Annotated in this window: 22 protein-coding genes; 3 read left to right on the top strand and 19 right to left on the bottom strand. The window is 33.1% G+C overall.

Annotation, left to right across the window (positions count from 1 at the left end):
- Window positions 1-4: 4 nt before the first annotated feature.
- The 8 genes from EIG86_RS03795 to EIG86_RS03760 all read right to left on the bottom strand — a co-directional run bounded on the left by EIG86_RS03795 (window position 5) and on the right by EIG86_RS03760 (window position 9,424).
- Window positions 5-2,011 carry a DUF3857 domain-containing protein gene (locus EIG86_RS03795; RefSeq protein ID WP_240032172.1) on the bottom strand — a complete coding sequence of 669 codons (2,007 nt, stop codon included), beginning with the start codon at window positions 2,009-2,011 and terminating at the stop codon, window positions 5-7.
- A complete protein-coding gene (locus EIG86_RS03790) occupies window positions 1,980-3,872 on the bottom strand; it encodes a DUF3857 domain-containing protein (RefSeq protein ID WP_127844814.1) in 1,893 nt (630 codons plus the stop codon). Before EIG86_RS03790 ends, EIG86_RS03795 begins: the two co-directional genes overlap by 32 nt.
- 50 nt (window positions 3,873-3,922) lie before the next feature.
- Entirely contained in the window at window positions 3,923-4,375 is a 453-nt protein-coding gene (gene dtd / locus EIG86_RS03785) for a D-aminoacyl-tRNA deacylase (RefSeq protein ID WP_127844813.1), read from the bottom strand.
- Window position 4,376: 1 nt separating this feature from the next.
- On the bottom strand, window positions 4,377-5,333 hold the full coding sequence (gene rsgA / locus EIG86_RS03780; protein ID WP_127844812.1) for a ribosome small subunit-dependent GTPase A: 957 nt from the start codon (window positions 5,331-5,333) through the stop codon (window positions 4,377-4,379).
- A 9-nt stretch (window positions 5,334-5,342) separates the two neighbouring features.
- Window positions 5,343-6,425 carry a chorismate mutase gene (locus EIG86_RS03775; protein WP_127844811.1) on the bottom strand — a complete coding sequence of 361 codons (1,083 nt, stop codon included), beginning with the start codon at window positions 6,423-6,425 and terminating at the stop codon, window positions 5,343-5,345.
- A gap of 168 nt (window positions 6,426-6,593) precedes the next feature.
- Window positions 6,594-8,078 (bottom strand): TlpA family protein disulfide reductase, encoded by a 1,485-nt coding sequence (locus tag EIG86_RS03770; protein WP_127844810.1) that lies wholly within the window; start codon window positions 8,076-8,078, stop codon window positions 6,594-6,596.
- A 98-nt stretch (window positions 8,079-8,176) separates the two neighbouring features.
- Window positions 8,177-8,824, bottom strand: coding sequence for a DUF2459 domain-containing protein (locus EIG86_RS03765; protein WP_127844809.1), 648 nt, complete (start codon window positions 8,822-8,824; stop codon window positions 8,177-8,179).
- Between the two features lie 159 nt (window positions 8,825-8,983).
- Window positions 8,984-9,424 (bottom strand): hypothetical protein, encoded by a 441-nt coding sequence (locus tag EIG86_RS03760; protein ID WP_127844808.1) that lies wholly within the window; start codon window positions 9,422-9,424, stop codon window positions 8,984-8,986.
- A 132-nt stretch (window positions 9,425-9,556) separates the two neighbouring features.
- Here EIG86_RS03760 and gldA point away from each other — a divergent pair, with 132 nt between their 5' ends.
- Window positions 9,557-10,456 carry a gliding motility-associated ABC transporter ATP-binding subunit GldA gene (gldA, locus tag EIG86_RS03755; RefSeq protein WP_127844807.1) on the top strand — a complete coding sequence of 300 codons (900 nt, stop codon included), beginning with the start codon at window positions 9,557-9,559 and terminating at the stop codon, window positions 10,454-10,456.
- A gap of 3 nt (window positions 10,457-10,459) precedes the next feature.
- Here gldA and ald read toward each other — a convergent pair whose 3' ends face one another.
- Entirely contained in the window at window positions 10,460-11,545 is a 1,086-nt protein-coding gene (gene ald, locus EIG86_RS03750) for an alanine dehydrogenase (RefSeq protein ID WP_127844806.1), read from the bottom strand.
- A gap of 290 nt (window positions 11,546-11,835) precedes the next feature.
- Between ald and EIG86_RS03745 the strand changes: the two genes are divergently transcribed.
- Window positions 11,836-12,045, top strand: coding sequence for a PLD nuclease N-terminal domain-containing protein (locus EIG86_RS03745; protein WP_127844805.1), 210 nt, complete (start codon window positions 11,836-11,838; stop codon window positions 12,043-12,045).
- 5 nt (window positions 12,046-12,050) lie between these two features.
- Here the strand turns inward: EIG86_RS03745 and EIG86_RS03740 are convergent, their stop codons facing one another.
- Window positions 12,051-13,025 carry a Gfo/Idh/MocA family protein gene (locus EIG86_RS03740; protein WP_127844804.1) on the bottom strand — a complete coding sequence of 325 codons (975 nt, stop codon included), beginning with the start codon at window positions 13,023-13,025 and terminating at the stop codon, window positions 12,051-12,053.
- Between the two features lie 95 nt (window positions 13,026-13,120).
- Between EIG86_RS03740 and EIG86_RS03735 the strand changes: the two genes are divergently transcribed.
- Window positions 13,121-13,789 (top strand): class I SAM-dependent methyltransferase, encoded by a 669-nt coding sequence (locus EIG86_RS03735; protein WP_127844803.1) that lies wholly within the window; start codon window positions 13,121-13,123, stop codon window positions 13,787-13,789.
- A gap of 94 nt (window positions 13,790-13,883) precedes the next feature.
- Here the strand turns inward: EIG86_RS03735 and EIG86_RS03730 are convergent, their stop codons facing one another.
- The 9 genes from EIG86_RS03730 to EIG86_RS03690 all read right to left on the bottom strand — a co-directional run bounded on the left by EIG86_RS03730 (window position 13,884) and on the right by EIG86_RS03690 (window position 25,331).
- Window positions 13,884-14,408, bottom strand: coding sequence for a glycosyl-4,4'-diaponeurosporenoate acyltransferase CrtO family protein (locus EIG86_RS03730; protein WP_127844802.1), 525 nt, complete (start codon window positions 14,406-14,408; stop codon window positions 13,884-13,886).
- 199 nt (window positions 14,409-14,607) lie between these two features.
- Window positions 14,608-15,963: an NAD-dependent succinate-semialdehyde dehydrogenase gene (locus tag EIG86_RS03725; protein WP_127844801.1), complete on the bottom strand. Its 1,356-nt coding sequence runs from the start codon at window positions 15,961-15,963 to the stop codon at window positions 14,608-14,610.
- Between the two features lie 54 nt (window positions 15,964-16,017).
- Window positions 16,018-17,160: a C45 family autoproteolytic acyltransferase/hydolase gene (locus EIG86_RS03720; RefSeq protein WP_127844800.1), complete on the bottom strand. Its 1,143-nt coding sequence runs from the start codon at window positions 17,158-17,160 to the stop codon at window positions 16,018-16,020.
- A 16-nt stretch (window positions 17,161-17,176) separates the two neighbouring features.
- Window positions 17,177-18,832 (bottom strand): biotin carboxylase, encoded by a 1,656-nt coding sequence (locus tag EIG86_RS03715; RefSeq protein WP_127844799.1) that lies wholly within the window; start codon window positions 18,830-18,832, stop codon window positions 17,177-17,179.
- Window positions 18,833-18,852: 20 nt separating this feature from the next.
- Complete coding sequence (locus EIG86_RS03710) at window positions 18,853-21,579, bottom strand: aminotransferase class I/II-fold pyridoxal phosphate-dependent enzyme (RefSeq protein WP_127844798.1); 2,727 nt, start codon at window positions 21,577-21,579, stop codon at window positions 18,853-18,855.
- 4 nt (window positions 21,580-21,583) lie between these two features.
- Window positions 21,584-21,988 (bottom strand): VOC family protein, encoded by a 405-nt coding sequence (locus tag EIG86_RS03705; RefSeq protein ID WP_127844797.1) that lies wholly within the window; start codon window positions 21,986-21,988, stop codon window positions 21,584-21,586.
- A 12-nt stretch (window positions 21,989-22,000) separates the two neighbouring features.
- Window positions 22,001-22,942 (bottom strand): carbon-nitrogen hydrolase family protein, encoded by a 942-nt coding sequence (locus tag EIG86_RS03700; RefSeq protein WP_127844796.1) that lies wholly within the window; start codon window positions 22,940-22,942, stop codon window positions 22,001-22,003.
- Between the two features lie 151 nt (window positions 22,943-23,093).
- Entirely contained in the window at window positions 23,094-24,410 is a 1,317-nt protein-coding gene (gabT, locus tag EIG86_RS03695; RefSeq protein WP_127844795.1) for a 4-aminobutyrate--2-oxoglutarate transaminase, read from the bottom strand.
- 417 nt (window positions 24,411-24,827) lie between these two features.
- Window positions 24,828-25,331 carry a gamma carbonic anhydrase family protein gene (locus EIG86_RS03690; protein ID WP_127844794.1) on the bottom strand — a complete coding sequence of 168 codons (504 nt, stop codon included), beginning with the start codon at window positions 25,329-25,331 and terminating at the stop codon, window positions 24,828-24,830.

Genomic DNA, 25,331 nt, shown 5'->3' with positions numbered 1-25,331 from the left:
TTTATTACTGTTTTACTAAAACTACTTTTTCGTTTTCTTTGTCTAACATTGAAATATAATATTCTCTTAAATTTGTGTAGTATTGAGTTGGAATTATTGCCACATTAATGTCTTTTGTAACATCTATGACTAGTTTTCCATTCGCGGCATTGATAATGTAAGTGAAACTCAACATTTCATCAGAGAAATTGAAAATATTTTTTTCAGGTACATAATCTACTTCATAACCTTCTGGCAAGTCAATATTCAATCTAAATTTATAGCTTTTTGGAAATGTATAATCTATTGGATAATTGCGTTCCTTGGCTTTAAATGGATTATTTTCAGATTTTAAGAAAACAAGTGGAGAAATATAGAGTTTCTCACCAATTTTCTCTACAAAACCTTCAGTTTCACCAAATTTAAAGGTTTGGACTAGTGGTTTATTCAAGGATTCTAAATTATCCTGACTGAAATCATGTACATTATTAACTTTATATTGTTTCTCATAAGCTTCTTTAACTTTTTCTTCAGAAGTCTTACTAAAGGCGTTTCTAGCATTAAGTGCAAACTGATCGAAATAATACACGCGACATTGGCCAGAAAGCATCCCATCTTTATTGATTTTTGCAAACACATTGAAATTTACTTTGGATGCCTTTTCTGGTACAAGTCTTATATCTCTACTGCTGTCAGGAGTCAATTCTATTCCTTGCCAATTCATCGTTCGCGTTGGCAATAAATTCAAACTAGAAAAATTATCAGTGGCATCTAATAAATAATATTGTCCATCTACAGTTACACCGCTAAGCACATAGTTGAATCCTGAAACTGTTGGAAAGAAAGGAATTCCATTTGATATTGTACTAGAAACAACAGGATTGGCATTCAAATTTGCATGTCTTAACATTGCAGTCAACATAATATTTATATCTGCAGAATTTCCAACTCCATCGTCATAAACTCGCTTGAGTTTGTCACTACAAAATCGCCTATTTTCTTCGTTCCATTTCATTTTAGATTTTACAAAATTCAAAATACGATTTATTTTATCCATTTGTGAACTTGCTCCCTCCAAAACATTGGCTAAATCTTCTTCAAAATAATTAGTACGTTGCAATTCTTTTGAAAAAGTTTCAGATTCTTTCAAATTTTTAATTACATCTTTCCAACTTGAAGATAAGTATTCAATATCATACTGACCTCCAGAGCGATAAGAAGACAATTCATAACTTACTGCTGTGGTGTAATTAGAAATGTTATTAACATGATTCTCTGGCTCAATACCCGGCAGATTTCTTGTATAATTTCTTGTGCGTATACTCTTAGTTTGTACGCCGCCATTCATAGTCTGTAATGAAATATCTAACTCTTCCGTAGTCGTCTCTATTCTGTAAAATCCTCGTGACTGAGATCGGTAGTTCAAATATTCAGTAGGAATAACGGTTGCATATTCTGAATATCTTGTTGGTATTTTCGATTGAAAAGACCACTTAGGTAAGTTTCTGATGTGTGGAGATTCAATAATAAAGCTGTAATCAATAATTACACCGTCTTGAATTTTTGGAAATGTGAATTTTTTAGCTTCTACAAGTTCACTCAATTCTAGATCGTAAATATCTTTATTTCTTACTTTTTCGTCTTCAATTTTATCATTTTCTAAATAATAGGTGTAAGCCTTTATTCTTTTAATATTTTCTTTGGCTGAATTAGATTCTCCTACATAATACGGAATTTCGATATTGGCTTGATCATAACCATCTTTATTGAAAATTTTTATTCTTCGATGCATTTCAAAAACATATCTCCAACCAAGATCATCTAATATAAATGAAATCTTTCCCTTTTCATATAAAACTTCTGCTGAAGCCGTAGAGTCGATTTCACTTTGCGTAGATTTGAGCATCTCAACTGTAATATCTTCCAATTCTTGTGGTTGCGAAAACCCAATACAAGTACTAACTAAACAAATTAAGAATAAAATTTTACTGGTCATTTTTTTAAGATTTAAAGCTGGCTTTGATTTGGTCATAAGTTTCTATTTGTTTGGTAAATTCTACAAAGTTTGAATAGTCAGATTTTTCGTAATTATTTTTATTTAGTTTGATGTATCGCTTGACAAGGAATGTGTTATCTTTTATTTGAAAATTGAGTTTATAGATTCCAAATTTACTTTCTAAGATAATATCTTCTGGAATGGTTTCTACAGTCATTTCTCCAATATGAAATTCAAAAACATCTTCAACTACGAATCCTCTTGAGACCAAAAATGGATTTTCGCGTTCTTTAGAATTTGAAAGGTTAAAAGAAATCTTATTGAATGGATTCACTTCAAAAATCAAATCGTTTCCGTATTGTTTAATATAATTTTGAACCTCGATATTTAAATTTTCAGAAAATTGAACTTCTTTTTTATTGTTATTGAATTGGTATTGTTTCAAATTCAATCTTTTTAGGTGTGACCAATAATTATTGTAATGTTTCTGGATGCGTTTATCATCGGCATCGGCTAGAAAATAATGCGATTGGTATTGAGTTCCTTTTGTTACAATTTCGACTTCTGCTATTATATCAATACCTGAAATATCTATTTTGGCGTAAGTAGATTGATGATTGTCGTCTTCGATATAAGCTGGTGTTTTTATAATTTCGCTGCCTTGATTTCCTATTGCTAAAACATTACGATTATCGGTAAAACTTCCTAAAAAATTGAAAGGTATTTTTTGATCTGTGCATTCCATCCAGTAGCCTTCACTGTTGTCTTGAGGAATATTGAGAATGACGTGATCTCCTTGCATTGATGCAAAATCGGCTTCTAAATCTGAAATCTCTGAACCTGACTGCACGACGCAATAATTAGATGGAATGCCAACCGCTTCGAGTAGGGATTTTGTATAATTGGTGAGACCTTTGCAATCTCCATATTGGGTGTCATCAACCATTTCAGCTGATATGGGTTTCCAACCACCAATTCCTATCTGAAGGCTGATGTATCTGGTATTGTTTTGCACATATTCGTACACTAATCTGGCTTTATCTTCTACAGTTTCTAAATTGGCCACAAGATCTTGAATAGTTTTAATCGTAGATTCTGGCAAATTATTGACCCCACTCAATAAGTTTTCATTTTGCCATTGCCCAAAACTTGACCAGTTGGTAGCTTCACCTGTCACACCTTCTAATTCAAATTTAGATAAAGCAAACATTATTTTTGGAGTAAAATTTTCTAAAGACGGGCTGTAAGGCTCAGTTTGAATTGCTTTTAAGTTTTTTGCGGTGAAGGTGAAAGTTTTTGGATTGGACTTTATGTCTTCACTCACATCTTCCGTTACATACTCATTCTTATGAATACGTAGTTCCGAGTCTGATGTGTTTATTATTTTAAAACTGTAAGATTTTACAGATTGATAATAATTTGAAATTGGTCTAAAAGATCGAATAAATGCCGTGTTTTTAGTTTTAATTTCACTTGAATATTTAACTTTTATAGGATATTTGATTGGCGTATAATCTAAATAATAAACTCGACTATCCGAATACATTGTACCGTTAGACACTGCAGAAACATCTTTAAAATGTCTTTTCTTAAATTTTTCTATTTCATTCCCATTCGAATCGTAGATAATGGCTTCAATATTTTTAACTTTAGTAACTGCATCGTAAGGTTCAAAAGCTCCAATGTCAGAAAAACCTTTCTTGTTCAATACTAAAATTTCTTTACTTTCAGTAATTCGCATATCATCATAAGATGTTATTTCAATCACTGTTTCATGATTCAAAACCAATGAGTTGGCATTATCCATTAAACCGATAGAAGCAACGAGTTCCTTAGCATCACCCTGAGAAAAAGAAATATAACCTAATAGGAAAGTTAGGACAAGTAGTTTTTTCATAATATTTTTTTTCAAAAATATAAAAATTTAGGTTTTATTAACAAGAATTTTCAAACTTTATCTTTTGAATCTATGTTAATTGTCACTGGGCCATTATTAACTAATTCTACAGACATATCGCCACCAAATTTACCTGTTTGCACACCAGTTGTTATATTTTCTTGTAGTTTAGAAATAAATTGTTCATACATAGTTCTGGCAAAATCTGGAGCTGCAGCTTTCGTGAAACTTGGCCGATTGCCTTTTTTAGTAGATGCATGCAAAGTAAATTGACTAACCACCAAAGCCTCACCTTTAATGTCTAGCAAGCTGGAATTCATTTTAGAATTTTCATCAGGGAAAATCCTCATATTAACAATTTTTTTGACCAGCCAATCAATATCTTCTTGCCGATCTTCAGATTCTATACCTAATAAGATTAAAAGACCTTGATTGATTTTTCCTGTAATTTCGAAATCAACTTTTACTGAAGCTCGATCAACTCTTTGTAAAACTGCTCGCATATTATTTAGATTCTTGAAATGGGTCTTTTCTGTATGATTCGTCTTCATCGCCTTCCATAATTTGTAAGTAACTTTTATATCTGGAGAAAGCAATTTCATCATTTTCTAAAGCTTCTTTAACAGCACATTTAGGTTCATCTACGTGAATACAATTATTGAATTTACATTTATGTTTGAGCTTGAAAAATTCTGGAAAATAATTGTCCAATTCATATTTATCAATGTCCACAACACCAAATCCACGGATTCCTGGTGTATCGATGATTTGAGCATCAAAGCTCAAATCGTGCATTCTTGCAAAAGTTGTGGTGTGCTGTCCTTGACGATGTTGGTCAGAAATTTCTGCAGTTTTGATATCTAAACCTGGCTCTAGCGCATTGACCAAAGTTGATTTCCCCACGCCACTATGACCAGCAAATACACTGACTTTATTTGTCATTTTAGCTTTAACCTCATCGATATTTTTCCCAGTTTCAGCTGAAATACCGATGCATTCGTAACCGATATTTCTGTATAATTCTGCCAAGAATTTCATCTCTGCAAATTCTTCCATGTTATAGGCATCAACCTTGTTGAATAACAAAATAACGGGAATTTGGTAAGCTTCAGCAGTGACCAAAAACCGATCGATGAAGGTGGTGCTGGTCGGTGGATTGTTATACGTAATCAGCAAAAAGGCAATATCAATATTGGCTGCGATGATATGAGTTTGTTTGGATAAATTCACCGAACGCCGTATAATGTGATTTCTGCGATTATGAATTTCTTTGATAATGCCAATGGTTTCATCGCCTTTGGTTTCAGTATCGATTTCGACATGATCGCCAACAGCTACAGGATTGGTGCTTTTAATACCTTGAATTCTGAATTTTCCTTTGATTCTGGATTGGTACATTTCACCGTCTTCACCCTTGACTAAATACCAACTTCCTGTAGATTTGTACACCACTCCTTTCATAAAATCTATTTAATTTTTACTGATAATTTGATGTTGGTGCTGAATAGATTCTTCATGCATTGCTTTGGTCAATCTAGAAACAAAATCTTTGGATAATTGATTTTTTTCGCCTTCCATGATTAAACTTTGTAAAACTTTGTTCCAACGTTCAGGTTGCAAGATAGCGACATTATTTTCTTTTTTCAAAACACCGATATCATCGACGATTTTCATGCGTTTCCCTAGAAATTCAATCATTTGACGATCAACAACATCTATTTTTGAACGCAAAACTTCTAATTTCTCCTGAAATTCTGCAGCGCCTTCAGTTTTTCTGATCCGTAAATCTACCGTCATTTGCTTTAGACTTTCTGGCGTAATTTGCTGAGCTGCATCGCTCCAAGCTTCATCTGGCTTGTGATGAGTTTCCACGATCATACCATCATAATTTAAATCTAGTGCAGTTTGGCAAATATCAAACACCAAATCTCGGTTTCCTGAAATGTGAGACGGATCGACTAAAATTGGTAAATCTGGAAATTGGTTCTGCAAATCGATGGCGATTTGCCATTCAGGGTTGTTTCTGTATTTGGCTTTTTCGTAAGTTGAAAAACCACGATGAATTACGCCCAAATTTTTGATATTCGCATTGTATAAACGCTCTACACCACCAAGCCACAATGCTAAATCAGGATTGACGGGATTTTTGACCAAAACGATTTTGTCTGTACCTTTCAGGGCATCTGCAATTTCCTGAACAATAAATGGACTGACCGTACTTCTTGCGCCAATCCAAAGAATATCAACATCGGCCGCCAAAGCTAAGTCGACATGATTTTTATTGGCAACTTCTGTGGCAATCATCAGACCGGTTTCCTTTTTAGCTTTTTGAAGCCAATTGAGACCTATTGCGCCGACGCCCTCGAAGTTTCCTGGACGTGTTCTCGGTTTCCAAATTCCAGCACGCATCACAGTAGCGTCAGAATCTTTGAGTTGATGAGCGATGGTCAAGATTTGGGATTCTGTTTCTGCACTGCATGGTCCAGCAATCACCAATGGGTGATTTAAATTCATGGCTTGTAGCCAATTTTTTAAAGCTTTGTCATTTTTCATATATACAAAATTAACTTTATCTGTAGCATTTCAAAGGCTTTTTGCATGCTTTTAATTTTTGTGAATTCTGAAATGAGTTCTGCTTTGGAATTTAATGTTTGTCAAAATAAGTTTATCGAAGATTTTTCTGAAATAATAAGCCAAAATTGATATTATTCATTCATTGCTTTACTTCATTTTACTCAAAAGTAAATTAATGTCTTCCTCTATTTTCTTGGGTCTTGGTGCACGAGCGTTTACTAATTTCCCATTTTGGTCAACAAGTACGTAAGTTGGCGCAAAATTAATTAGATAATCAGTGATTTCTTCATTTATAAATTGGTCTTCAGCTAACAAATGGACGCCCGTATATGTTTTGCCATCTAATATTTTTTGAGCGTAAGGAGTTTCTCCTGCAATAAACTCTCTCCATTCTTCAATTTCTTTCTTACCACCTTCTAAAGCTACATTTAAAAACACAATCGGTTCATCTTTGTATTTTTCATGCAAAACCAAACTTGCTGGAATTTCAGCAATACATGGTCCACACCAGGTTCCCCAAAAATCAATATATACAATTTTTCCTTTGTAATCACTTAAACGGTGAATTTTTCCATCGGCGTCTGGCAATGCAAAATTAGGTGCTTGTTCTCCAGGTGCTAATTTTAAAAAAGGTTCTGCATTTAAGTGAAAGAGTTTTTTATTTTTTTCATCATAAAACAGCGAATCTAATTTTGATTTGTAATTTGAAAAGTCATTGAAAAAATTATCTTCTAGCATACCAAAAGAAAAACTGTTGATGGTACTAATTGCCAAAGCATCATTCCAATATGAAGGTTCTTGTTCAGTAATATATTTCCATTTCAAATTCAAGTTTTCTGGCTTGTTTTCTAAATTAGGATTTTCATCTAATTCCTTTTCTGATTTATAAATGAGATAGTTTTCAGCGAACTCAAATGTTTGTTTCACATTTAAAAAATCCTCTTTCATATTTATACTATCCAAGAAACCAATATATTTTTCTTCAGGTAAATGATAGCTAAATTCATCTTCCATATAATAATTTCGAAATCTTAAATGACGAAGTAAAAAATCAGCACGTTGAATTGTAAGAAATTTCCTGAACTGAATCCCTAAATTTGTTTTGTTGATCTCGGATTCTGAAAGATTTTTGAATCTTGGTTTGAAAATGCTGTCAATGAATTTTTTGTAATCCATTTCATCCGAAAACTCATCGCTTTTCAATCTTTTGTAAAATTCTTTTGTGCCTTTAAATAACTGATAATCATCTAAAAGATATTGAAGTTTTTCAGAACCTCTTCCAGTTATTTCAAAATATGGCTCGTCTTGCCAAGAAGATTGTTCAACATAAATTGAATCGTTTGGTTCTAAGTAAATGTCATAATTTAAAATAGGATAATTATTTAATAATACTTGATAAAACCCTGAGCTGAAATTCTCTAGTTCAAAATTAAAAAACCCAGTACTATCTGATTCAGTGATGTAAAATTCTTCTAACTTATTCAATCCTGTAAAGTAGGAATCAATAGGGACAAGCTCTACTTTTTCATTTTCATACCCTAATTTGGCAGAGAAATATGTGGTTTTGCTTTCTTCCTTACAAGAAATAGCAAACATGCATAAGAGCGGAAATAGAAGACAAATATGTTTCATGATTGATTTTTGTTTTGAATTGAGTTTCGTTAAGAAGAAACTGTCAACTATCTTCTCTCTGTGCTAAAATTAGTGATTTTTTTAAAAAATAGCTCGAATTATCTATACTTATTAATCAAGCCAAAATCAAAAGGTGTCCATAGACAAGATTTCAATCCACTTTTTTTAAATCCAGTATTCACCCATGAATTTGAGGTTTTAAAAAGTGAATAACTTCCTTTTGCTTTATAAAAATCATCCGTTGTTGTGTATCCAATATTTTCAATTAGCACTTTTTCCCCTTTACTATTTAAAGCGAAAGCTTTAAGTATATATGCGCACAGCTTGTTTAACTCAGATTCTGTGATTTTAATTTCAACCCAATCTTTGTTCTCTATTTTATATCGCGTTACATGAACTAATGTTGAAGTTTTTAAAAAGGTGGCATTAAATGCTGTTTTGAAACTCAAGTCGCTCCAAGAAGGCGTGTTGAGATAAAAATTTTCGTCGCCCCAACCAAATGCAAAATATTCATCTTGGCTTTTGTGAACAAGATTCTTTAGTAAACTTGAATCGATGTTTTCTTTAGGAATGACAATATCTAGATGAATACCGTTTGTTGATAAATAAATTGTTTGGGTCGGGGTCTCTTCAATTTCATTTCTATCTACAGTAATCGCTGTCAGAATCAAAGAAATTACAAAATATAAAACAGGAATCAACAAGACATATAAAATCCATTTGAATATAGTCTTGAATATTTTCATGTGAGTTGTTTGAGTTTGTTTATTCTTTCATTCAATTATAACATTACCAGGTGAAATTTTTGAAAGCAGTTTATATGAGACCTTTAATGTATTTTGGTTTGTATGTAAAGAAATCAAAAATTGAATTTGAAAACTATTTTAAAACCGCTTATTTACTTTTCAGAAGTAAAATTCGCTTAAGTCTGTTTTCAATTTCCGTCCTTCTTTTTTGGCTTTTTCATCTAAAAAATAACCGATAAGTCCACCGATTACAGCGCCTCCAACCATAGAAATAAATCCAAAAAATACAGTAATTACTAAACCAATTGATGCGCCGACATAGGTGTAATACCAAGGCGTTGTCATTGAAAATTCGGATTTTAAAAATTTTACAAATTTTTTCAATTCACTTTTAACATTTACATTCTCACTTTCAATTTCAAAATTCTGTTGAATAAGTTTGAGTTCAGAATTCAGTCTTCTACTTTCTAATTCATCAATTTGCATTGAGTTCAATTCATTCAAAATACGAATAAAATTTTCTGCATATTTTCTGTTTTTAGAACTATCGGTATTTTTCCTGAATTCAGTTAGAAGATCTATAGTTCTTTGTATTTCCATAATTTTTTTATAGTTGAATACCTACAAATATATACAATTTCAGATTCAAAAAAGAGTTAAGAATTTTACAAGCGCAGAATATTGGGAAATAGATGCAAAATATAATTTGTATTTTTGATTTAAAATTAATTTATGTCCATTGAAGTTCAACATATCAGTAAAAAATACCATTCTCAATTGGCTTTAGACGGCATCAATTTTTCTGTTAACACTGGAGAAATTGTAGGTTTGTTGGGGCCAAATGGTGCCGGAAAATCTACTTTGATGAAAATTTTAACCGGTTTTATTTCTCCAACTTCTGGAGATGCTAAAATCAATGGCATTCAACTTTCGGAATCCAAAACAGATATTCAAAAACAAATTGGGTATTTGCCAGAACATAATCCTATTTATTTGGAAATGTATGTGCGTGAATATTTAGAATTTCATGCTAGAATTTTTAATGTAGATAAAACTCGCATCGAGACCGTGATTCATCAAACCAAACTTACGCCTGAAGCCAACAAAAAAATAGAGCAATTATCCAAGGGTTATCGCCAGCGCGTTGGTTTGGCTGCTGCCCTACTCCACGATCCTGAAGTGCTAATTTTAGATGAACCAACCACTGGACTCGACCCCAATCAATTGATAGAAATTCGTGAATTAATCAAATCTATTAGTCAAGATAAAACCATTTTGCTTTCAACACATATCATGCAAGAAGTAGAAGCGATTTGTGATCGTGTGATTATTATAAACAAAGGGAAAATAGTTTCGGACAAGTATTTGAAAGACCTCAACCAAGAACAGCAACAAGTCATAGAAGTTGAATTCAACTATAGAATTGAAGAGGTCGCTTTGAAGGAAATCGATCGCATTACAAATATTAAAAACCCAGAAGGTTTTCGATATGAATTAACCTTCAATACCACAAAAGATATGCGTCCTGATGTGTTCGATTTTGCGCATGACAAAGGTCTAAAAATTATTTCTCTGAATCGTAAAAACAAAAATCTTGAAAGTTTATTTATTGAACTCACCCAGAATTCTTAAATCTCAATAATCAAAGGCTTTTTTAACTTCAGGACAAATGACCTTACCTTGGTCGATGCTCAAACCTTTATTCAAAGATTTATTATTCTTACATGCTTTTTGCCAGCCTAAATCTGCTATTTGCAATACGTAAGGAAACGTAACATTGGTCAAAGCCAGCGTTGATGTGTACGGTACCGCACCTGGCATATTGGTCACACAGTAATGCAAAATATCATTCACCACATAAGTTGGATTTTGATGAGTGGTTGGCATAGTCGTTTCAAAACAACCACCTTGATCAACTGCGACGTCAACCATAACAGTTCCAGGCGCCATTTCTTCCAACATATCTTCGGTAATCAATTTTGGCGCTTTTGCACCAGCTATTAAGACCGCCCCAATAATCAAATCTGAATTTTTTATGTGTTTACGAATGTTGTATTCATTAGAAAATTCGGTTACAACATGACTTGGCATAATATCGTTGACATAACGCAATCGCTTCAAATTGACATCTAAAATCGTTACATGTGCACCCAATCCGGCAGCCATTTTTGCAGCTTGAATTCCAACAACTCCAGCACCTAAAACCAGAACTTTTCCAGGTGGCACACCAGGCACACCACCAAGTAAAATTCCTTTACCTCTAATTGGTTTTTCTAAATATTTTGCACCCTGTTGAGTCGCCATTCGTCCTGCAACTTCCGACATTGGTGTTAAAAGAGGCAAACTGCCATCCTCATCTTGAACAGTTTCGTAAGCGATGCAAACCGATTTGGAATCGATCATAGCTTGTGTTAATTTTTTGCTGGATGCAAAATGAAAATAAGTGAATATAATTTGTTTAGGTCGGATAAGTTTATATTCAGATTCTACAGGTTCTTTCACTTTCACTATCATTTCTGCGACTTCGTAAATGGAAGCAATATCTGGTAGAATAAGACCACCAGCTTCTTTGTAGTCTTGGTCAGAAAATCCACTTGCTAAACCTGCGTTATTTTGAATATAGACTTCATGATTATTTTTATTGAGTTCAAAAACACCAGCTGGAGTTATCGAAACGCGGCTTTCATTATTTTTCAATTCAACTGGAATTCCTATTTTCATAATACTTTTATTTTAAATCAATTCAAAACACCCCCTATTTTATTTAGGGGTAAATATAAAATAAATAGCATTAAATAAACTAAACCCCTCTTTTAATTTTAAAAATACTCTAAATTATAATATTTATTTCAATTCATAGAAAACTTCTTTAAATTGAAATAAAAAAATGAAAGTTTGAAACTATGCTTATATTCGTAATTCTAAAAATATTTAGAATTATAATGAAATGCTATTCATAAGCTGGCATTAATGCTGATTAAACTAAGAGATAATTTAAAACAAAATAAAAGATGATTTTAGCAATGATAGGACCTTGGCAACTTATTATAATATTAATAACGATATTTATTTTTATTTTACCAACAATTATTGCGCTAATTGATATTCTTAGGAATGAGTTTAATGGAAATAATAAAAATGTTTGGGTATTAGTTGTCTTATTCGGTAGTTTTTTAGGAGCAATTTTATATTTTATAATTGGTAGAAAACAGAAACTTTAAAAACCTCAATAAGTCAAATCAATATCTGTTTTTATGCGATCCAAAACTTTTGCGAGTTGTAAACTGAAATCAAGTGGTAGTAAATCACTTTCAGTTTTTGAATTACCTATACAAGAATTCACTTCTTCAATTTCATGAATATAGCCATTGCCTTTGTATGGAAGTTGAATTTTTTCAACCGAATCTAGATTCTCATCAAAGATTTCTATGCATTCCGAATGATGAAAACGTGAGTGTAATTTGATACTGCCCTTGCTGCCGTAAATAATAGCCTCAGTTGGAGTTTCACATTCAAAACTAGACTTTAAAATTGCTTTTTCACCTTTAGAAAAACCCAATAGCATACTGCAAAAACTATCAACATCAGTTGAAGTTTTTCTTGCCATGGCTTTTATTTCAGTTGGTATTCCGCAACACAACAAACTCAAAAAAACTGGATAAATTCCGATATCTAATAAAGAACCACCGCCCAGTGATTTATTAAACAATCTGCTGCTGGAGTCAAATTCTGATACAAAACCAAAATCGGCTTCAACTGAAATAAGTTTGCCGATTCTATTACTTTTCAACAAATCTAACAACATTATTGTTGCTGGTATAAAACGAGTCCAAATGCCTTCCATCAAAAAGCAGTTTTGCGACTTGGCTTCTTCAATTAATTCAAGGGTTTGCTTAGCGTTCAAACACATGGGTTTTTCACATAAAATATGTTTTTTTGCTTTCAAACATTGCATGGCAATTTCAAAATGAAACGCATGAGGCGTAGCGATGTAAATCACATCTACTTTTGGATCATTAATCAATTCGTCGTAGTTACCGAAAGCCTTTTCAGCATTAAATTTATGTGCAAAAGTATCAGCTTTATCTTTGGTTCGTGAAGCAACTGCATAAAGTTTAGCATCTTGAGCTTGAAGTAAATCTTCAGCAAAAGTGTGTGCAATTTTTCCCAAACCTAAAATGCCCCAATTAAATGTTTTCATAATATTGAATTTATCATTTCAAAGTTAAGTGAAATGTTTTAGTTTTAGATAAATCCAAAAACAACTAGTGTTATTTTTTTAATTTTGAGCTCTAAATGAAAGATAAAGATATTAAAGGCTTAAAAAAGCCATGGCCAACGAAAGAAGCCATGAAGCAAATTTATGAAATGAAGCTTTGGGGAGGCGAAAACTTCGATTTCTATTCAGGCGTTGGTTCTCATAATCCTGAAATTGTAAAGCCATATCTAAAAGCTGTAACCACATTTTTAAGTTCATTTCAAAATAAACCCATAATATGCGACTTAGGCTGTGGCGATTTTAACATAGGAAAAGAACTAGTTAACTATACCAAAAATTATCATGCTGTTGATATTGTTGACAACTTAATAGCGCGAAATGCCAAAAAATTTAAGGTAGATCATTTAGAATTTCATTGCTTGGATATTGCAGTTGATGATTTGCCTTCAGGAGATTGTGTTTTGTTGAGGCAGGTTTTACAACATTTATCGAATAATGAAATTCAAAAGATTGTAAATAAACTAGTTGATTTTAAGTATATTATTATAACAGAACATATTCCTATTGGTAAATTTACTGCTAATAAAGATATTATTTCAGGACAAGGAATTAGACTGAAAAAGCAAAGTGGTGTTATTTTAACTGCTTCGCCTTTTGGCTTGAAGGTAAAAGAAGAAAAACAATTATCATCTGTTACTTTAAACGGTCATCAAGGCAAGATTGTTACAACACTTTACAAAACCTAAGCTTCAAAAATGATTTAACACTAGTGTTCAATCTTGATTATTTTCTACTTTATTTAAACTATTGCTAGCTGTCTTTGTTGAATTTTTTGAATCCTCATTCTATGATGTCTCTGTAAATAATCGGATAAAAATTACCGATTACATTGATTAAAAAGGTACAAACAGTTAATTTATATGCATGTATTGCTAACATATAAAAACTGACAATACAAAGTATTATAAACTGAATCAAATGTCCGAATTCTGATTTTTTTGATTGCTTGATTAAGTTAGGAAGACCTTCCTTTTTACCATTAAAATACTTTTGTCGTTGTTTTTGGCTTTTCCAAAGTGTAGCCAATAAAAATTTTCTAAACAAATCAACATTTAAGGTTTGATAAACTTTGGTTAAGTTATTTGAATTATAGACATTGTAATAACTCTCTGGAAATATTTTATAGGTAGGAAACGCAAAACCAAAAAAAGCAAAAATACCAGTAATAAATAAGTTGATAAGCCAACCAATTAGAACATTTAACCACCAAGATTCAAAAATAAATTGATCAAGAGACGAAAGCAATTTATAAGATTGCCATATCAAAAAAAGCGAGGCTAATGAAAGCAGTATTTTTCTTATCATGAAAATTTAAATAAAAACAATTCATTAATGCGAGTTAAGATAGAGTTTATTCTTAAGAAAATCTATCAAAAATTTTAATTGAAATAATCAAGAAGTAAGAAAATAACTAATTAGATAAAAAAATGTCATCCCATTTTGAGATGACATTATATTTACTATTCTGTAGTAATTGACAGCATTTATTTTTATTTGAAAAAACTTATTTAACGTATACAACTTTTCTATTAATGAATTCCATCATACCATCTTTTGCTAACTCTCTACCATATCCAGATTTTTTGGTTCCACCAAAGGGCAGTCTAGGGTCAGACTTAACCAATTCATTGATAAATAAAGCGCCATCACTTACTTTATCGGCATATTTCTCTGCTTTTGAGGTGTCTTTTGTAAATAAACTAACGCCCAATCCAAACTGAGATTCTTCAGATAAATCAAAAGCTACTTCAATACTTTTAAACTTTATCATAGCAGCAACTGGCCCGAAGGTTTCTTCTTTAAAAACTGCCATATCTCGAGTAACTCCACCAAGCACTGTAGGCTCATGAAAGCAGTTGTTTTGTTCTCCTCCTAGTAGTAATTCAGCACCTTGTAGAATGGAAGTTCTAACTTGTTTTTGTAGTTCATCGGCAAGATCTTTTCTTGCTAAGGGTCCAATTTCAGTAGTCTCTAATGCTGGATCTCCAACTTCAAGTTGGCGAACTTCATTAATAAATTCAGATACAAATTTATCGTAAACCGATTCATGAATTATAAAACGTTTTGCGGCGATGCAACTTTGACCACTGTTTAGCATTCTAGCTTTAACAGCAGTTTTGATTGCTAAATCTAAATCGGCATCTTCGAGAATGATAAAAGCGTTACTTCCACCGAGTTCTAATAAGCTTTTTTTAAGATGTTTACCAGCAATTTGAGCGACTGTTGAGCCAGCTTTTTCACTACCTGTTAGAGTAATAGCTTTTACTGTTTTATGTGAAATAATACGTTCTGTAACATCGTGGTCAACTACTAAACTTTGAAAAACACCTTTTGGATAGCCAGCTTGTGTAAAAACATCTTCTATAATTTGAGCACAACCAAACACATTTGAAGCATGTTTTAGCAATCCAGTATTACCAGAAGTTAGTGTTGGTGCAGCGAATCTGAAGACTTGCCAAAACGGAAAATTCCACGGCATAACTGCAAAGACACTTCCAATAGGATCGTGACGAACAAAACTTTTGGAAGCATCTGTTTTGATAACTTCGTTTGCTAAAAATTCCTCTGCATGTTCTGCATAATAATCGCACACCCAAGCACATTTTTCAATTTCTGAAATGGATTCAGAAATTGGTTTTCCCATTTCTAAAGTGATGGTTTTAGCATACTCATCTTTATTTTTACGTAAAATTTCCCCAGCTTTCTTGAGTAAATTCGTCCTTTGCGACAATGGTTGCTGACACCAATTTTTAAAGGCTACAGCTGAATCAGATAGTTTTTGATCTAATTCTTCTTTTGATAAAGCAGTATATTCTGCTATTTTATCTCCGTTATATGGGTTGATACTTTGAAACTTCATAGTATTTGATTTTTTACTTAATTTATAATCTAAATTTAAATAAATTATTGAGGTTTATAATTTAACAGTAGACCAAATTTCTGACAAAAATGCTTTTGTTATTTCTTTGGACTCTTCTGGATCAGATTTGTCTAAAAACGGATTAGAATAAGTGATATTTTTAGCGGTGTGTCCTTGATAAGGTATTGAGAAATGCTTTCTTGGTTTGGCTTTCTTTTTCCTCTGTTGTAAATGAATCAATTTGTCTTGTTCGACAAAATGCTGAAAACTTTGACTGATTTTTTGTTTTGGCCAACGTAAATCTACTCGCCCTGTTATAGGTTGATATGCAGCTGTAAACAGTGTGCCAAAACCTTGTTTAAACAAATCGTTATACAATGGCTTTCTAAGAAAAGCCTCCACTAAATCTGAGGCTGAAAGCTGATCTTCAGCTAAGAGATTTTTTAAAAATAAGGCGCGTTCAACTGTTTTATTGAATTTTGCATTTTCTGGCCAATCAATCTTTTTTTGATGATTTGTAGTAAAGGCGGCATTAGTAATAACTGCTTCTTCATTTGGTGCTACTCTAATGGTTTTATAATGACCAAGCCGATCTGCTAAAGTAACGTTATAAGCCATATGTGTTGGTATTCGGATGAGTGTTTCAATAGCTTCATCTACATTATTGCAAAACTCAAGGACATAGCGTAATATGAAAGGAATTCCAAAGCCCTCACCTGTGATTTTGCGACCACCAAATGTGAGCGAAACTACTAATCCATCTTCATTGATTCCGTCGAGCACACCGATAAGACAATCATTGGTAGCTATTACTTTTTTTCGATTCCATTTGGTCAACATTTGCACACCTTCAAATAAGTCAGGATGGTGATCGTAATTGCGAACAAGTTGAAAATCTTCACCTTCAAATATAGCGTTAGAACAACCTGTAACATAAAATGGCGGTTGATAACCAGTTAAAAATTTTGCAGCAACTTCATCGGCTCCTGCGAGTTCACATAATCTGACATAAGTTGGCCAAATTTCAGGCATGTGGGTTTTTAAAGCAGCCTGAGAAGTTTTCAAATCAGCAGTCGGAGCTTCTTTTTCATTTTCAATCAGCCATTTTTTGTAGGCTTCCCAGTGAGTAAAGAATAAATTTTGCCATTTCTGACCTGGTATTCCAGGCTCAGAAATAGTTTTAAAATGAATCTGCATAGAGACTATTTATTTTTTATTTGGTCAAAGAACCTGATAGATTTGATTTGCGTTTATCTTCTACCATTACTGAAGAAAATTGCGAACGGATAGCCTTAATCCAATTTTTTGCTCTGTCGTTTAATTCGAAATCGTCTGTCATTAGTCGACCTCTTGTAACGAGAATCCCAATATCTGCTCCTTCGTACAAATAATCTCCTTTTTTGGCAATTCTCATAAAGAAAGCTTCGTTCTCGTTTTGTACAGCACGCCTGTGTGTATCCATTCTATCAAATTGAATGTGACCTGTATCATACATTTTCCAAATACCAGATTTTGCAGATTCAGTTACATATTCAATGGTGTCATTTGTATGCTTAACAATCAACTGACTCCAACTGTCAATATTTTCTTGTTTAGACCAGCGTTTATTGAGTTTTTCAACATTCAAAACGTAATCCATATTCATCCATTCTAAAATATGAAATACAAAAAGAGGCGCATCGGCTAAGGCAAATACAGCGTGATTAGTTATTGAACTGGCGCCTGTAACTCTTGGGTTGAGCTCTCCTAAATAAATTTCACCATTATCCTGATCAATTAGAAAATCTAACTCGAAATAACCTTTATAACCTTCTTCTCTAAGCTGATTACCAAAAAGCTGGGTGTATTCTACAGCTTTTTTTCTAAGTTCAGGCGTAAATGCATCTGGATAAATTTCGTTACCACACCAGCCACCTTCGTAAGGTGTTAATTCTTCAAATCCAACTAATTCAGTCATCAATGGTGCCACAATAGTTCCATGTCGTGTTACACAAGCTTCAATTGCTGTTCCTCGACAACGAATACGCTTCATAATTTTCACTTCATTTTCATCTTCAATCTCATCAGCATATTCTAGGTAATCATCTTCACTTGAAATAAAGAAAGTAGTATGACCAGAGTCTCCAAAAGGAGTTTGAATAACTAACTCTGTTCCTAAATCTTTGGACACTTCAGACAAATGTTCAAAATTGTTTACTTTAGAAAGTACATAAGGAACACAAGCTACGCCTGCTTTTTCAGCAATACGGTTGGTATTTACTTTGTTATCCAAAAATGTTCTCATTTCTGCTGAAGGGAACATAATTTCAAGACCAAGTTTTTCGGCAAGTCGTTCTGTTTCTTCGTTAAACATAAGAAACATCGCTTTGCCAGCGCGTCCGTCAACACTTCTAGTTTTAATATAATCTTGTACTTCAGGATGTTGTAACAAGTAATTATTAATATCTTCTATACCTTCAAAATCATCGTGTGGTATTTCATTTTTAGGAGAAAAAACGTTTGGATGTTGCCCATCAAAACATTCTATATAGGTAATAAATCTAAATCCTTTGATCCATTCATCTGCTCCTAAAAGATTGAAATTTGTAGCACTAATAAAATATAATGGTTCTTCATTTTTATGAAAAGCTCTCCTTATGTCTGAAACTCCATTTAAATCTTCTTTTTTGGGTCTACCTAATTTTTTTGGAGCAAGACCAGAAGTTGACTTTTTCTGTGCAACAGACTTGTAGGGTTTTTTGGGCGATTGTTTACCTCGGACAGGTATTTTTGTCTTATCTTTTCCGCTTATAGTTGCAGATTTAGAATCGCGTTGAGATTCTTTTTCTGATTTATTTTGATTTGAATTTTTCTTATCTTTTGAATCCATAATTGTGATTTAAACGATTATTATTTTTTTGAATTACTTCCTATTGAAGTGACTGTTTTTTGTCTATTTAAAACAGTTTCTTTAAAAACTCTTAAGCCAAGTTCAGGTGTGTATCCATGAATTTCTGAAACGTCCAGCGCAGTTAGAAAATGAATGATTTCTTTGCTGACCACTTGACCGGGTACTAAAACTGGGAAACCTGGCGGATAAGGTATAATAAAACATGAAGCTACCAAAGTTCGACCGTCCTCTATAGCTGGCATACATTCTTGAAGAGGGACATATTCATAATTTTCTTCATTATAAGCCAGCGTAAATGCCTCTCTTATATTTCCACCTGGAACTCCTGGTACTGCTTGAAATGAACTGTGAAAATAACTAAAGTCAGGTAAAGGCGGACAATCTTGTGTTAATGAATGAATTTTATCCTCGTGAATCTTACTTTCTTTAGGTGAAAGTGAAAGTAGTTCTCGATCTAATTCATCTGCAATTTTCAATAAGGCGTTGGTTAAATAAGTGATACTACTTCTTGTGGTTCCAATATTGGTCATTAACAATATTGTATTTCTGGATGTTTTGTTAATTTGAATATTGAATTGATCCATTAAATATTTATTCTTGAAAGTGTCACCATCAACACCAGTACGTCCAATGTGAATTGTTATTTTGGTTGGGTCTAAAACAAATTCATCATTTTTCCAAGCCTTATTCATACGATTCCAACCTTTTTTTGGATTGTAATATTCAGCTAAACCAGAAACCCTAAACTCCTTTGGAATAAAATCTCCTATGGTTAAAACATCAAAATATTTCTTCAACCTCGGATGATCATTAACTTTAGCCCTAAAAACCATAGCAAGTTCTATACTTTTTTCTACCAGTTCGTAACCTTCAAATTGAACCTGTCGTCTTCCTGCATCTAAAGAAGCTAAAATCTGGTAGTTAGGTGAAGTCGAAGTATGCGTCATATAAGCCTCCATAAATGAATTCTGACTTTTCTTTCTAAAATCTTCATCCCAAACATGAATCATAGAACCTTGTCTGAAGCTACTTAGTGTTTTATGAGTACTTTGAGTAGAGTATACTCTAATTCTAACCTTATCAGGATCTGGTAATTTTGAAACTTCTCCCTTTTTTAGGTTCTTTATATGCTCTTCATACTGAATTCTATACTTTTCACTTTTATATTTCTTATGAAGTTTATTGGCCACAAACATCCCTGTACGTTGTTTGTAGTTGAAAGTAAATCCTGCAAATGCGAACCAAGCTTCGTCCCAAAGAAAAATCATATCGGGTTTGATTGCTAAAATTTCTTCCATAACTTTTTCTACATTGTAAACCAACCCATCGAAAGTACAATTAGTAAGTAATAGCATTTTAACAAGATCCATTCTATTGGCAGCTTTCAATTGCAACAACTTGTCTTTAATCTGTTGCAGAGGTACAGCGCCATACATAGAATATTTTTCAATAGGATAGGAATCTAAATACACTGGATAAGCACCAGCTAGAACTAAACCATAATGATGAGATTTATGACAATCTCTATCAATTAAAATAACATCACCTGGCTTAACTAAAGCCTGAACTACAATTTTGTTGGAAGTTGAAGTACCGTTGGTTACAAAAAAAGTATTCAACGATCCGTAAGCATCACTTGCCATTTTCTGAGCAACTTTAAGCGATCCCGTTGGTTGAAGTAATGAATCTAAGCCACCTTTTGTAGAAGAAGTTTCCGCTAAGAACAGGTTTCTACCATAGAATTTACCGAAATCATTAATCCACCTGGATTTGAAAACTGAATTACCTCTAGAAATAGGCATTGCATGAAATACGCCAGTAGGTTTTTTACTGTATTCTTTTAAAGCTGAAAAGAAAGGTGTTTCATAGCGTTTGCAAATTCCTCTCAAAATAGTAAGGTGCAATTCTTGGAGATCTTCTGCCCTATAAAAAATTCTATTAAAGCTTTTTAAAGTATTGTCTTTAAGATTTCCTAAGGATGAATCTGTAACATAATAAGTATCTAATTCTGATCTAAACTTCTTAACAAAACGTCCTAACACAGGTCCTAAATCACTTTCGCGTTTTGTACCTAGATCAAAATTCAAAATACTAGAAACAAAAGGTTCCATTTCTTGCGTGATCTTTTTGGAACGATATGGAGGCGCATAGCGAATTACAACAGCCTGTATATTACTATTGAACTTTAAAGCAATCATAGCATCCTCAAAGCTTCTTTGAACTACAATGCCGTAATTAAATTGATCGTTACGTGTAAAAACCTCCTTTAAGTCGTGTCTTAATTTTTGCTCTTCTTGAATAGAGATGTCTTCAACAAACAAAACTTCGAAGTAATTTTTATCTTTCCCATCAGGTTTATCTAAGCTATGCCCAACTTCTGGGTTGAGATCGTCATCATCAATTATATCAGGATTACTTCTATATTTATCACTCACCAATAACTTTGTAATCTCTGTAATTTTATGTGCAAATGCAGTATGTTCACGCTTTTCTAGCATTTCAAATAACATTTCAATTCTTGAAACACCAGGAAGCGCAAAATAACTTTCAATATTTTCTAAACTCTTTAGTGAATTCTTTACAAGCTCTTTTTGTTTGGTTTCTTCTACAGAATTTCTTTCAAAACTTTCTAACTTAGCGGATTCACTTTTTAAATTGTTCCACGACTCTAATCGGAATTGATTGATATTGTAGCATGTAGATATTTGAGATTTTGGATTTTTCATAAAGTTATTTAGTTGAATAAAGTGCTAGTTTGTTTCCTTCTGGATCTATAAAAATCGCAAAGTATCCTGACTCCTTGCTTATAAGTGTTTTAGGCATAACAACTCTACCACCCGCTTTTTCTACTTGATTGAGAACTAAACTCAAATCATCTCCTGCGTTGAGATATAATAAAGGACCAGTATCTCCGGGTGTTGAGCCTGGACCAGCAACGATAGAACCTCCAATACCTTTATCTACTGGAAAAAAAGCCATGGCATAATTTTCATCTATATTGGTTTCCATATCAATTCCAAAAATCTGGTTATAGAAATTTACAGATTGCTGAAAATTAATAGCGGGAATTTCAAACCAGCTAATTATATTTTTTTGACTTTTTTTGTTCTTTTGCTTCGGTGCTGTTCCGCCCATAGTTATATGTGTTTAATTATTTGTAAATCCCTTATACTCTGTTGGATTAGATGTTGGATTAGATTCATGCTGATGTTCTTGCATTTTTAGCTTGGCTAAAGTGTCCATTTTAGTTGGTTTTATTAAAGGACCTAAAGAATTTAAGTAAGGCAGTTTGACGCCTTCTTTATAGATACTAAATTGTCCTATATGATCTCTAAAACTTTTTAAAGGCTGCCCCAATCTTAGAACACCCATTTCTCGACTTCTTTTTACGCGCTCTATATTTAATTCAATAGGAAAAATCTCTTCATTGCCTTCAGCTTGATATATCACTCGACCATCTGGTCCGCAGACTAAAGAACGGCCGTTACCACCAGATTCTAAACCATTTACATCAAAAAAGTAACATTGGTTTACGGCTGCCATGGCTCTTACGATAGATAATTCTATATCTCTATCAATAGTTCCAGTCATCGTTGGGTGTAAAATCACTTCTGCGCCCATTACTGCAAGCGTTCGAACTGTTTCTGGAAACCACATGTCGTAACAAATTGAAATTCCAAATTTTGCAACTCCTGGCACGTCAAACACACAAAAATCTTTACCAGGAGTTACGCCGACTTCATAAGGATAAAACGGGAACATTTTGCGATAACGCGTTACTACGTCTCCATCCGGATTGATGACTGAAGCGGTATTGTAAATATTTCCCTCACTTTTTTCGAAAATCGATCCTGGTAGAAGCCAGATTTTATGTTTTTTGGCCATGGCTTGCATTTCGCTTTCAAAATCTCCAGGTATTTCTGTTGCGGTATGAGTTAAAGGACCGTGACCACAAAGTTCACTAAACACAACCATGTCTACCCATGGATATAAACTCATTGTGATATCAAGTTTCAACTTCATTAATTCTATATTTGAATTAACAGCTGAGACTTTCATTTGTATTCCTGCTATTGCAAAAGGTTTCATTGATTATTGTTTTTGGTTATTGAAGATAAATTTCTTCAAATAGTATTTTTTTTAATTCTGTTTTAATTCTTTTAAAAAATTGAAATCTAAAATTCTAGTAGGATGCTCTAACAATTTCGAAACATCAGATTTTATTAAATTTCAAATTACTCTATAAATTTTCAGTATGTTTCTTTATTTGATTTATTAAAATATCTAACCCTTTATTTAACTGTTCTTCGGTAATAACTAAAGGACATAATATTCGTATCACATTTTTGAAAGTACCTGCACTTAGTAGAATTAAACCTTCTTGAGCGCATCCTTTTACAATTTTGCTACACAGCTCGGTATGTGGGTTACCAGGATTGTTATCTTTATTAAACTCAATACCGATCATAGCGCCTAAGCCTCTTATATCTCCAATTTCTGGACACTCTTTTCTGAAATTTTCTAAACGTTCTGTAATTATTTGTCCAATATGAAAAGCGCGTTCATTCAGATTTTCATCTTTCATAAGCTGTATTGTGGCTAATGCTGCAGCACAACATACAGGACTACCAATGTAAGTACCACCTATAGTTCCAGGTTCCGCAGCATCCATAACTTCGGCTCTACCCAATACTGCTGCAATAGGAAGTCCAGATCCCATAGATTTTGCATAAGTACTAATATCTGGCTGCACGCCGTAATGTTGCCAACTTGCCCAATGGCCAGTGCGACAAAATCCACTTTGAATTTCGTCCATAATGAGCATAACACCATTTTCATCGCAAAAAGAGCGAAGCCCTTCCAGATATTTTTGTGGTATTGGGTTGAAACCACCTTCTCCTTGAATTGGCTCAACAATAATGGCAGCTACGCTTTTAATATCGACCATGCTGTGTGCACTTTCTCTAAGTCGATTTAACTCAGTTTCCACAAATTCGTCCATACTTAGCGAACCATGATATTTATAAAAATTAGGGAAAGGAATTCTGTATATTTCCGGAGCAAATGGACCGGAAGAAAATTTGTAATTTACTTTACTCGTTAAACTCATTCCCATAAGTGTACGTCCATGGTAAGCTTCTGTAAAGCAAATAACTGCAGGTCGTTTGGTAGCCTGACGGGCAATTTTAATTGCATTTTCTACTGCTTCTGCGCCAGTACTAATAAGCATAGCTTTGGTTTTCTCTCCATGAGGTAGAATTTCTGCAAGCTCTTCACAAAGTTTAATGTAAGGCTCATAAGTGACAACGTTGAAACTTGTGTGCAAATACTTTTGAGCCTGATCCTGAATGGCTTTTACAACAGAATCAGGACAATGTCCTGCATTAACAACACCTATTCCACCCGCAAAGTCAATAAGTTCTTTTCCGTCTACATCTTTAATAATTGCTCCTTTGGCTTCACTTACTGTAGCCGTATTAAAAACACCGACTCCATTGGCTACGATGTTTTTTCTTCTCTCAAGAAGTTGATGAGATTTTATTTGTACTTCTGTCATAAATTTTCGTTGTTGTTCAATTGTGTGGTTATATGATTTTATGCGCAATGGAAGTGATTAAAATAAAGCTTTAAGCTCTTTTTGCGACATCTCAATATACAATTTTATTTTATTATACAAAATTACTAATTGGGTAAATTTAAAATTTATTAACTCGAATTTAATTTAAAAGAAATAAATCATAAATTATTTAACAATTGAGTTTCATTTATGTTTTTTGTTGAAGTTCTAAGAATTCATATTGAAACATTCTAAATATTTTCAAATATAGATTTGACAGATTGACCTTGAAATTTTAATTGAATACTCACGTTTTTAATTTTCAAAAAAACAAAAGCCTTAGATTTTTAAAGTCTAAGGCTTTATATAATTCAATTTAGAAAAGTTCTGATATGTCGTTTTATAAATACTGAAATTTTAAAACTTACTATACATTATATAATTTTCAGCGGTTCTTGTAATCAATTTTTTATGTTCATCTGAGGTTGAAGCGATTCTTTTGGCTGGTGTACCAGCATAAATAGAATTCGGTTCAATTTTGGTTCCCGCAGTAACTACTGCGCCAGCTGCAACAATACTTCCTGAGCCGACCACGGCATGATCCATAACAATAGCGCCCATGCCAATCAAAACTTCGTCTTCCAAGGTGCAGCCGTGTACAATCGCATTATGACCAATGGACACTGAGTTTCCGATTTTAGTTGCTGCTTTTTGGAAGGTACAATGAATAACGGCTCCATCTTGAATATTGACTTTATTTCCTATTTCAATAGAATTGACATCGCCACGAATCACAGCATTATACCAAACGCTACATTCCTCACCCATCTTCACATCTCCAGTTATTGTAGAGTTTTCAGCTAAAAAACATGAATCTGGAATTATTGGAAAAACTGATTTTACAGGTTTTATCAAAGCCAT

The organism is Psychroflexus aestuariivivens, assembly GCF_004010055.1.
Lineage (GTDB): Bacteria > Bacteroidota > Bacteroidia > Flavobacteriales > Flavobacteriaceae > Psychroflexus > Psychroflexus aestuariivivens.
The sequence above is the reverse complement of the archived record's forward strand: the minus strand, read 5'-3'. Positions and strand labels throughout refer to the sequence as shown.

Bases quoted from the DNA above. Each gene is read 5' to 3' on its own strand.
- EIG86_RS03795 (WP_240032172.1), bottom strand. From the start codon at position 2,011: ATGACCAAATCAAAGCCAGCTTTAAATCTTAAAAAAATGACCAGTAAA.
- EIG86_RS03790 (WP_127844814.1), bottom strand. From the start codon at position 3,872: ATGAAAAAACTACTTGTCCTAACTTTCCTATTAGGTTATATTTCTTTT.
- dtd (WP_127844813.1), bottom strand. From the start codon at position 4,375: ATGCGAGCAGTTTTACAAAGAGTTGATCGAGCTTCAGTAAAAGTTGAT.
- rsgA (WP_127844812.1), bottom strand. From the start codon at position 5,333: ATGAAAGGAGTGGTGTACAAATCTACAGGAAGTTGGTATTTAGTCAAG.
- EIG86_RS03775 (WP_127844811.1), bottom strand. From the start codon at position 6,425: ATGAAAAATGACAAAGCTTTAAAAAATTGGCTACAAGCCATGAATTTA.
- EIG86_RS03770 (WP_127844810.1), bottom strand. From the start codon at position 8,078: ATGAAACATATTTGTCTTCTATTTCCGCTCTTATGCATGTTTGCTATT.
- EIG86_RS03765 (WP_127844809.1), bottom strand. From the start codon at position 8,824: ATGAAAATATTCAAGACTATATTCAAATGGATTTTATATGTCTTGTTG.
- EIG86_RS03760 (WP_127844808.1), bottom strand. From the start codon at position 9,424: ATGGAAATACAAAGAACTATAGATCTTCTAACTGAATTCAGGAAAAAT.
- gldA (WP_127844807.1), top strand. From the start codon at position 9,557: ATGTCCATTGAAGTTCAACATATCAGTAAAAAATACCATTCTCAATTG.
- ald (WP_127844806.1), bottom strand. From the start codon at position 11,545: ATGAAAATAGGAATTCCAGTTGAATTGAAAAATAATGAAAGCCGCGTT.
- EIG86_RS03745 (WP_127844805.1), top strand. From the start codon at position 11,836: ATGATTTTAGCAATGATAGGACCTTGGCAACTTATTATAATATTAATA.
- EIG86_RS03740 (WP_127844804.1), bottom strand. From the start codon at position 13,025: ATGAAAACATTTAATTGGGGCATTTTAGGTTTGGGAAAAATTGCACAC.
- EIG86_RS03735 (WP_127844803.1), top strand. From the start codon at position 13,121: ATGAAAGATAAAGATATTAAAGGCTTAAAAAAGCCATGGCCAACGAAA.
- EIG86_RS03730 (WP_127844802.1), bottom strand. From the start codon at position 14,408: ATGATAAGAAAAATACTGCTTTCATTAGCCTCGCTTTTTTTGATATGG.
- EIG86_RS03725 (WP_127844801.1), bottom strand. From the start codon at position 15,963: ATGAAGTTTCAAAGTATCAACCCATATAACGGAGATAAAATAGCAGAA.
- EIG86_RS03720 (WP_127844800.1), bottom strand. From the start codon at position 17,160: ATGCAGATTCATTTTAAAACTATTTCTGAGCCTGGAATACCAGGTCAG.
- EIG86_RS03715 (WP_127844799.1), bottom strand. From the start codon at position 18,832: ATGGATTCAAAAGATAAGAAAAATTCAAATCAAAATAAATCAGAAAAA.
- EIG86_RS03710 (WP_127844798.1), bottom strand. From the start codon at position 21,579: ATGAAAAATCCAAAATCTCAAATATCTACATGCTACAATATCAATCAA.
- EIG86_RS03705 (WP_127844797.1), bottom strand. From the start codon at position 21,988: ATGGGCGGAACAGCACCGAAGCAAAAGAACAAAAAAAGTCAAAAAAAT.
- EIG86_RS03700 (WP_127844796.1), bottom strand. From the start codon at position 22,942: ATGAAACCTTTTGCAATAGCAGGAATACAAATGAAAGTCTCAGCTGTT.
- gabT (WP_127844795.1), bottom strand. From the start codon at position 24,410: ATGACAGAAGTACAAATAAAATCTCATCAACTTCTTGAGAGAAGAAAA.
- EIG86_RS03690 (WP_127844794.1), bottom strand. From the start codon at position 25,331: ATGGCTTTGATAAAACCTGTAAAATCAGTTTTTCCAATAATTCCAGAT.